General features: G+C 64.4%; 6 protein-coding genes. All 6 read right to left on the reverse strand.

Annotation, left to right across the window (positions count from 1 at the left end):
• Positions 1–174: 174 nt before the first annotated feature.
• Positions 175–1,479 carry a S8 family serine peptidase gene (locus ACFULQ_RS39920; RefSeq protein WP_383554059.1) on the reverse strand — a complete coding sequence of 435 codons (1,305 nt, stop codon included), beginning with the start codon at positions 1,477–1,479 and terminating at the stop codon, positions 175–177.
• Positions 1,476–2,234 carry a hypothetical protein gene (locus tag ACFULQ_RS39925; protein ID WP_383554062.1) on the reverse strand — a complete coding sequence of 253 codons (759 nt, stop codon included), beginning with the start codon at positions 2,232–2,234 and terminating at the stop codon, positions 1,476–1,478. Before ACFULQ_RS39925 ends, ACFULQ_RS39920 begins: the two co-directional genes overlap by 4 nt.
• A 304-nt stretch (positions 2,235–2,538) precedes the next feature.
• Positions 2,539–3,846, reverse strand: a complete 1,308-nt coding sequence (mycP, locus tag ACFULQ_RS39930) for a type VII secretion-associated serine protease mycosin (protein WP_383554065.1) — start codon at positions 3,844–3,846, stop codon at positions 2,539–2,541.
• Between the two features lie 90 nt (positions 3,847–3,936).
• Entirely contained in the window at positions 3,937–5,355 is a 1,419-nt protein-coding gene (locus ACFULQ_RS39935; RefSeq protein WP_383554068.1) for a WXG100 family type VII secretion target, read from the reverse strand.
• A gap of 52 nt (positions 5,356–5,407) precedes the next feature.
• A complete protein-coding gene (locus ACFULQ_RS39940; RefSeq protein WP_030315658.1) occupies positions 5,408–5,731 on the reverse strand; it encodes a hypothetical protein in 324 nt (107 codons plus the stop codon).
• A 2-nt stretch (positions 5,732–5,733) separates the two neighbouring features.
• Complete coding sequence (gene mycP / locus ACFULQ_RS39945; RefSeq protein ID WP_383554071.1) at positions 5,734–7,026, reverse strand: type VII secretion-associated serine protease mycosin; 1,293 nt, start codon at positions 7,024–7,026, stop codon at positions 5,734–5,736.
• Positions 7,027–7,184 lie beyond the last annotated feature (158 nt).

Consider the following 7,184-nt stretch of genomic DNA (forward strand, 5'->3'; position numbering starts at 1 on the left):
GATTCCAGCCGAACCGAGAGCTCAGCGCCTAGGCAAGGACATGCCAATCAAGCAGGCCGAACATACCGGATCTTCCTTTGCGTGGACCAGCGGTCACCGGACTGTGAGAACCAGACGGCTTGACGGGCGTCTGCCCGCCAAGCCATGAGCCATTCGATCGGCCGCTGACGCCCCTTACTGCCGAGGCGGCCACTGGCCAGGCGGTGGAGCAGGCTGCTGGTAGGGATTGTGCTGTGGCGGAGCGGACTGCTGGTAGGGGTTCTGCTGCGGCAGAGCGGACGGCGGGACGGACTGCGCATAGGCGACAGGACCGCTGGGCTCGACACCCCAGGAGCCTTGCGCCTGCACTCGACGACCACTCTTGAAGAGCCAGAAGCCGCCGAGCAGGAGGAAGAATGTGACGAGGGCTCCTACGGCCGAAACGGCGACCATGAAGGAGTCCACCCCCTGCGAGTACGTCTTCGGTGTGCCGTCATCTCCGGGTCCGAAGTGCAGACCGGTCCCCGTCTCACCGATCGTCACCTTCTCCTCCGGAGTGAGCTTCGCCGCAGCCTGTAGTGCCGCCTCGGCATTGATCACCCCGTAACCGGTCTCCGCGCTGTATCCGCGGGTTGCATGTGAAGCGGTCCTCTCAAGAACGGTTTCCACCTGGCGCGGCGTGAGATCCGGGTACTTCGAGACGATCAGCGCGCTTACGCCCGCAGCCAGGGCGCAGGCTGCGGACGTGCCCTCGCTGGACGTACGCCCGTTGGAGCGGGAATCCGCTTCGTTGATCGCAACGCCCGGAGCCACGATGTCGATGTAGGAGTGCACGGACGAGAACGACGCGCGCGAACCGTCCTGGGTCGAAGCGGCCACGGTGATGACGCCCGGGTAGGCGGAGGGGTACGAAATGGCGTTGTCATGCCCCGCCCGCTTGTCCCCGAGGTTGCCGACTGCACCAAGAATTGTGACGCCCTTCGACAGGGCGTAGTCGATGGCTTTCAGATCCCCCACTTGGTAACTATCAAAGGACTTCCTGGAACCGATGGACAGGGAGATGACATCGGCTCCGTGGTCCGTCGCGTAGGTGATCGCCTGCGAAAGCGCGTCAGGGTTGCTCAGGCGGCCGCCTTGGTAGTCGGGGTCATCCTCCTCTCGGATCACCCGCAGGCCGAGGATCTTCGCGTGGGGAGCGACGTCGAGGACACTGGATGCCATAGCTGTCCCGTGCTCGCCGTACCACGGCTGGGACTTGTCATTGGCCTTGAGGAAATCCGGGCCCTCGGTGGCACGGCCTTTCAGCTCTGGATGGTCGGTGCGGATGCCGGTGTCAATCACCGCCACGGTGACGCCCTCCCCCTGACTGAGGGCGTGGGCGGCCGGCACGGACATCGCAGGAAGTTCCCAGCCCTGGGCTGGAGCGGCGGATGCGGTGGTCGCCGCGTTCAAGATCAGGGTCGCCGCCACAAGGACGCCCGACACGATGTGCTTGCTCACTTCCCCAACACCGTCCTCCGCAGATCCTCGGCGTAGATGGCCGCGAGGGCCTGCGCGGTTTCCCTGTAGGGGCCCCGCTCCTCCCAGCCGATAAAGGTCCAGGGTTCAGGCAGTTGACCGACCGGACGTGCGGGGTCGGTGGGTCCGGTGGTGATGGTCACGGCATAAGGCGAATCAGGCATGAAGACCTGCGCCGAAGCGCCTCCGATGCCCATCTTCTCGCTCCAGTCGGCAGCCTGTGTGCCAGGAACGGCAAACGGTCGGACCGTCGGCGCTCGATCAGAACCCACGGCATCGCTCTGGATTCTCTCGATCTTGGAGTCCACGGCGTTTGCGGCCGCGGGAGAATCAGCTACGACAAGTCCGATGGTCGCGGCCATTTCGCCGCTCAAGTCGGTGTACGTCGCTCGGAGTACGACCTTGCATCCGTTCGCCATCACGTCCCTTGCGAGATCAGCGGTGAACGCCGCCTCACAGGAGGAATTTTTGGCAATCCCCTGGCGTGCCCAAACGCTGGTATCGCTGCCGACCGCGTTACTGGTAAGACGATCGGGAAAAATTTCATCGCTTTGCAGGTTGTGCCACGCTTTGGGGATGAAAGCGTCGTTCGAGTTGCGCTCCTTGGAACTCTCGACGGTCTTGTAGGCAGTCAGAGCCGTACCGAGGAGCGGAATGATGCCGAACAGGATCAGCAGGATCCCGAATACTTTGCGGGCTCCACCCTTCGATTTAGCCTGGGGAGTCGGCTGGTACACCGACGAGGGCCCTCCCGAAGCAGGATACGGCACCCTTTGAGGAGGGCCACCGTATTGGGGAGAATCGGGCTGAATGTGCCCCGGAGGCTGCTGACTGGATTGCACTGACTTCCCTTTGCTTCGGCACAACTAAATGCAGCAGATGCGCCATCATCGTTCGCGCCATGTGGCTACGGTCGGCATCGATTGCCATGTAAGCCCATGACCCGACCGGACGGTCGAGCGATTACTCGACCACCCCTTGCAGTACGGGCGCGGCACTCACCGGCGGTCCCACCCGCTCAACGATCCAAGTCGTCCCCGGCTACTGCTGCGGCGGCCACTGACTATGTGGCGGCGAGGGCTGCTGGTACGGGTTCTGCTGCGGTGGGGCGGGCTGCTGGTACGGGTTCTGGTGCGGTGCGGCGGGCTGCGGACCGTAGTGCGGGGGGCTCGGGGGGACACCCGGGCCGCCACTGCTGTTTTTGTTCCGCTTGGATGCCCTGACGACCAGGAAAACGATCAGACCGACAACAGCGAGGCCAACGACACCGATGACAGCCCAGATAAGCACTGCCTTGTTGTCAGCCTTTTCTTGTTCGGCAGTCGACGTACCTGGCGACGAGCTTGCGGACTTTTCCTTAAAAGACTCTGGGACTGTGAGCGGACCGTACTTCGAGCCTGCCGGGACATCCTCTTTGAGGGCTGCCAGCGGCTGGATGATCCCGTATCCGTATCCCTTGTCCGGCAGGGAGAGACCCTTCTCCGAATCCGGCAAAGCCGCCGTCTTCACCAAGCGGTTTACGATCTGCCCTGCCGTCAAATCAGGATACTTCGAACGCAGCAAGGCAACCGCCGCTGATGTGTAGGCAGCAGCGTCTGACGTGCCGTTTGCCGCATGATAACCGTCACCATCCGCGTTCGCGGAGACAATATTGGCACCAGGAGCGGTCAGTGCAACGAAACTACCAGTGTTCGATCCACTCCAGAGGAGCCCGTCATTCTTTACGGCACCGACACCCAGCGCACCTGGCGAGGCTGCTGGATAGCACTTTCCACCTTTGTCTTCCTCGTTGCCAGACGCGCCGACGACCAAAACGTCTTTACTCAAAGCATAAGCCACAGCATCTGATACATCTTTCAGCGCTTGCGGATCACTAGAATCAAAGCACTGCGAGACATTGATTACGGAGGCGCCATTGTCAACCGCGTACCTAATCGTCCCTGAAAGCTTCACCTTGGGCGAATCGCGAATCGGCAAGATTTTTGCCTTCGGGGCGAGCCCCATGACTCCATCATTCACTCCATGTCCATGAGCGGCGATGATCGAAGCCATGCCTGTACCATGATTTTCCCCAGGGTCCGGCTCGGTGCTCCCTCCGTCTACAAAATCCTTACCCTCTAGGACATTTCCCTTCAGGTCGACATGATCTGCATTTACCCCGTTGTCGATAACCGCCACAACGACGCCACTGCCCTGGGAGATTTTCCACACAGATTCGGCGTTAAGAGCCTTCAGCGCCCACTGGTCATCTCTAACCTGATCTGCAGCTGCGGTCGGCGCAGATGTAAACAACACCCCACTGACCGCTACGCCTGATCCCAAAACTCGAAGTGTTCGCCCGAAGCCCATCTGTGTTTCCTCCCTTGAGGCCGACGTGGGGGATGCATCCCGCGAGTGCATCCCCCACGCCTTCCTACCAGCTACAGCACGCCGACCGGCCTATTCCTCGATGACCCGAGGTGCCACGTCACGCTGCGGAGTCCAGGTCTCTTCATCCTCGACCAAGTAGTCGGGACGCTCACCCTCGCGCTGTTCGTCTTCCTTGCGTCGCCCAGTACGCGAGCCGGGGGCTCCTGCGATGCCGCCCTTGCGGACAGCGCTGGCACCCTTTCCTGCGGCACCTCGGCTGCTGTGCAGACCCGAGCCACCGGCCGTGCCTCTGCCCGCGCCCGAACCAGACTTTGGCGTGCCGCCGACCACACCACCACGAGCCGTGCCTCCGACGCGTCCGGTCGCACCCTTGGCACCTCCAGCGCCTCCGGCACCTACGCCTCCTGCGCCAGCGCGACCCGCCATACCACCCGCAGCACCCGCACCTGCACCCGCACGACCCGCCATGCCGGCGCGAGCGGCACCGGCTCCAGCGGCCCCACCGCCCACGGCACCACCAATGAAGCCGCCTCCACCACCGATGCCACCACCACCAGCCGTTCCACCACCGACCGTGCCCGGGCCGCCAACCGTGGTGCCTCCCGCACGGCCACCCGAGATCCCGTCAATCGCTGTCCCGACATGTCCTGTTGGTGGGGTCGGCTTGTGTGCTCCACCGGTGACTCCTGAAGGCGGAGTCACCGCCTTGGACGAGCTGATGCCACTCGCCTGGGCCGTGCGGGCTGAGCCCGCCGACACACTCTGCGGGCTTCGGGGTGAACGTGCCGTCGGCATAACTACTGGTGTGGGCGGCGTGCCTCCGGGGTCACCCGGATAATCTGTTTCGTCATCCCGAAACCGCTTCTTCTGCCACGACCCCATAGCCCTAGCCTGAGAGTTGTAAGAAGCCCCCAGCGTCTCCATCTTCGCAGCCATCTTCAGCTGCGCCTCCCGGCCCGCCGAAAGGTCGTCCGCGTTCGCGTCGAGGGCGTCCTGCGCGCCCTTTCCAGCTGCCAGGTCCTTCTTCAAGCCGTCGTCGCTGCGCGTGAAGCCGTCTCCCAGGCTGTTCATCGCGCTGGAAAGCTTGCTCGGCTTCTCCATCGCCATGACTTCGGGCTTGATGAGGCCCAGAGTGTGGCCCGCGTTCGCCATCGCCGTCGAGGTGTGGCTGGCGTACTTGGCGGTGTCACCGATGCTCTTGCTGACCTGCTTGGCCTTGGACGCGAACCTGTCGGCAGCCGCGCCCTTCCAGTGTTCCTGGATCCGGGCCACTTCCTTGTCGAACTCCGACTGGATGCTTGTCAGCTGGGTCGACAACCCCATCCAGCCCTTGGCCACGCCGGACACGAGTTCAGGCCTGGCATGCTGCACCATGGCCTTCATCTCGTCCATGTCCTTGCCGCTGGCAAAGGGCGTCGTGTGCTTCTCGTTGAAGCACATATTCATCTCGGTGTAGTCGTAATCGATGTGGCCGTCGCTCTCAGCCATGCCCCTGTTCCCCCTCGTTGATTCGCACCTCAGCCCTCACCATGATCACGGATCACTGCTTTCCCGCGTTGGGAAAACTTGCCTGGGCGTCATAGTCAGAATCCTGGTACGCCCCGTGCGCGTATTTCGTCTTCTGGCCGAACTCGTCCATGACGGAATTGAGGTACATCACAGCATCCTCGATGTACGTCTTGATCTCGTTGTGAGCGTTGGCGAGCTTCTCCGCCTCGTCAAAACCCGTTCCCAGGGCACCCGCCGGAAGGTAGGTGTTGGTCTTCGAGTCGGTGTCCGCCTTGCCGAGATCGCTGAGGACTCGGTTCAGTGCGGTGACGGTCTTCTCCAGCTCGTCGAGATCGACGCTTACTTCTTCAGCCATGCTCAGCTCCCCGTTGACTCCACGTTGTTACCCACACCCTGCTTGCGCCGCCAGTCGCCCAGCACCCGGCCGCCTCCGAACAGCAGCAGCACCAGGGCGAAGCCGGCGGCGACCACGTACAGCGCGTACCGTTCCGTTCGTTGCTGTTCCGTCTCGCCGAGGACCAGTGTCGCGGCCTGGACGTCGGCGGCGTCGCCCACGGGGCCCGCCGAGTCCGGCTTGGGGCCGTCGGCCGAGGGCTCCGTCGTGTCGTCGTTGACCGCCGCGGTCGGGTCGACGACGCCCCAGCCCACGAAGTCGTCACGGCCCGCCTTGGTCCGGTCCGCCGTCTGCTCGATCTGGGTGATGACCTGCTTGTAGTCCCACTCCGGGTGCTTGGCACGGATCAGGGCGGCGACCCCCGAGACGTACGGCGCCGCGAAACTCGTGCCCTGGTCGACGCAGTTGCCGCCCACCGGGACGGTCGAGACCATGTCGATGCCCGGTGCCGCGACGCCCACGAAGGGGCCCGACTGGGAGAAGGGGGCGCGGGCGTTGTTCCGGTCGGAGGCGGCGACCGCGAGGACGCCGGGGTACGCCGCCGGGTACGTCTCCTTGACCGTGCCGTCCGCCCCGTCGTTGCCGGCCGCGGCCACGATCAGCGCGTCCCTGGACTGGGCGAACTTGATGGCCGAGCGGAAGGCGGCGTCGACCGTCGGGTCCATCTTCGACGCGGTGTCCTGCGAGATGTTGATGACCTTCGCGCCCTGCGAGGCCGCCCATCTGATGGCGTCCATCATCGTGCCGACATTGCCGCTGCCCTGGTCGTCGTTCTGCCGGACCGGGATGATCGTCGCTTCCGGGGCGAGGCCGATGAAGCCGGTGCCGTCGAGCTTCCGGGCCGCGATGATGCCCGCCACCTTGGTGCCGTGGCCCACCTTGTCCGTCTTGCCGTTGCCGCCCGCGTGCAGGTAGTCCTTGCCGTTGACGACGGCCTTCTTGAGCTGAGCGTTGACGGTGTCCACGCCGGTGTCGATGACGGCGACCTTGACACCCTTGCCCTTGGTGTCCCGCCACAGCTGGTCCAGGACCACGCGCTGCAGCGACCAGGGGGTTCCCTTGATGACGTCGGACGGGAACGAGCAGCTGGTGTCGTCGACCTGGAAGCGCACGTCGTCGTCGGCCAAGACGGTCCGCACCCGGTCCGCGGCGGCTGCCGGCGCGGCGCCCGCGAAGGGCAGCCCACAGGCGAGGACCGCCAGGGCGGCGGTGCCTGCGGCGCTCCGACGCGCGGCGCGCGATGCCCCGGATCCCACTTGTTACGTCCTCCCGTTGTGTTTCCCGACAGGGCGCGTGAACCACCCACGGGCCGGCGACGGCTATCGGCCGATGTACCGGTTATGGGCGGGAATCTCCACGCGCCCCCGTGAACCGCCGATGGGGGCGAGCGCGCTGTCGCGCACTCGCCCCCATC

The organism is Streptomyces sp. NPDC057253, from assembly GCF_042669125.1.
Taxonomy (GTDB): domain Bacteria; phylum Actinomycetota; class Actinomycetes; order Streptomycetales; family Streptomycetaceae; genus Streptomyces.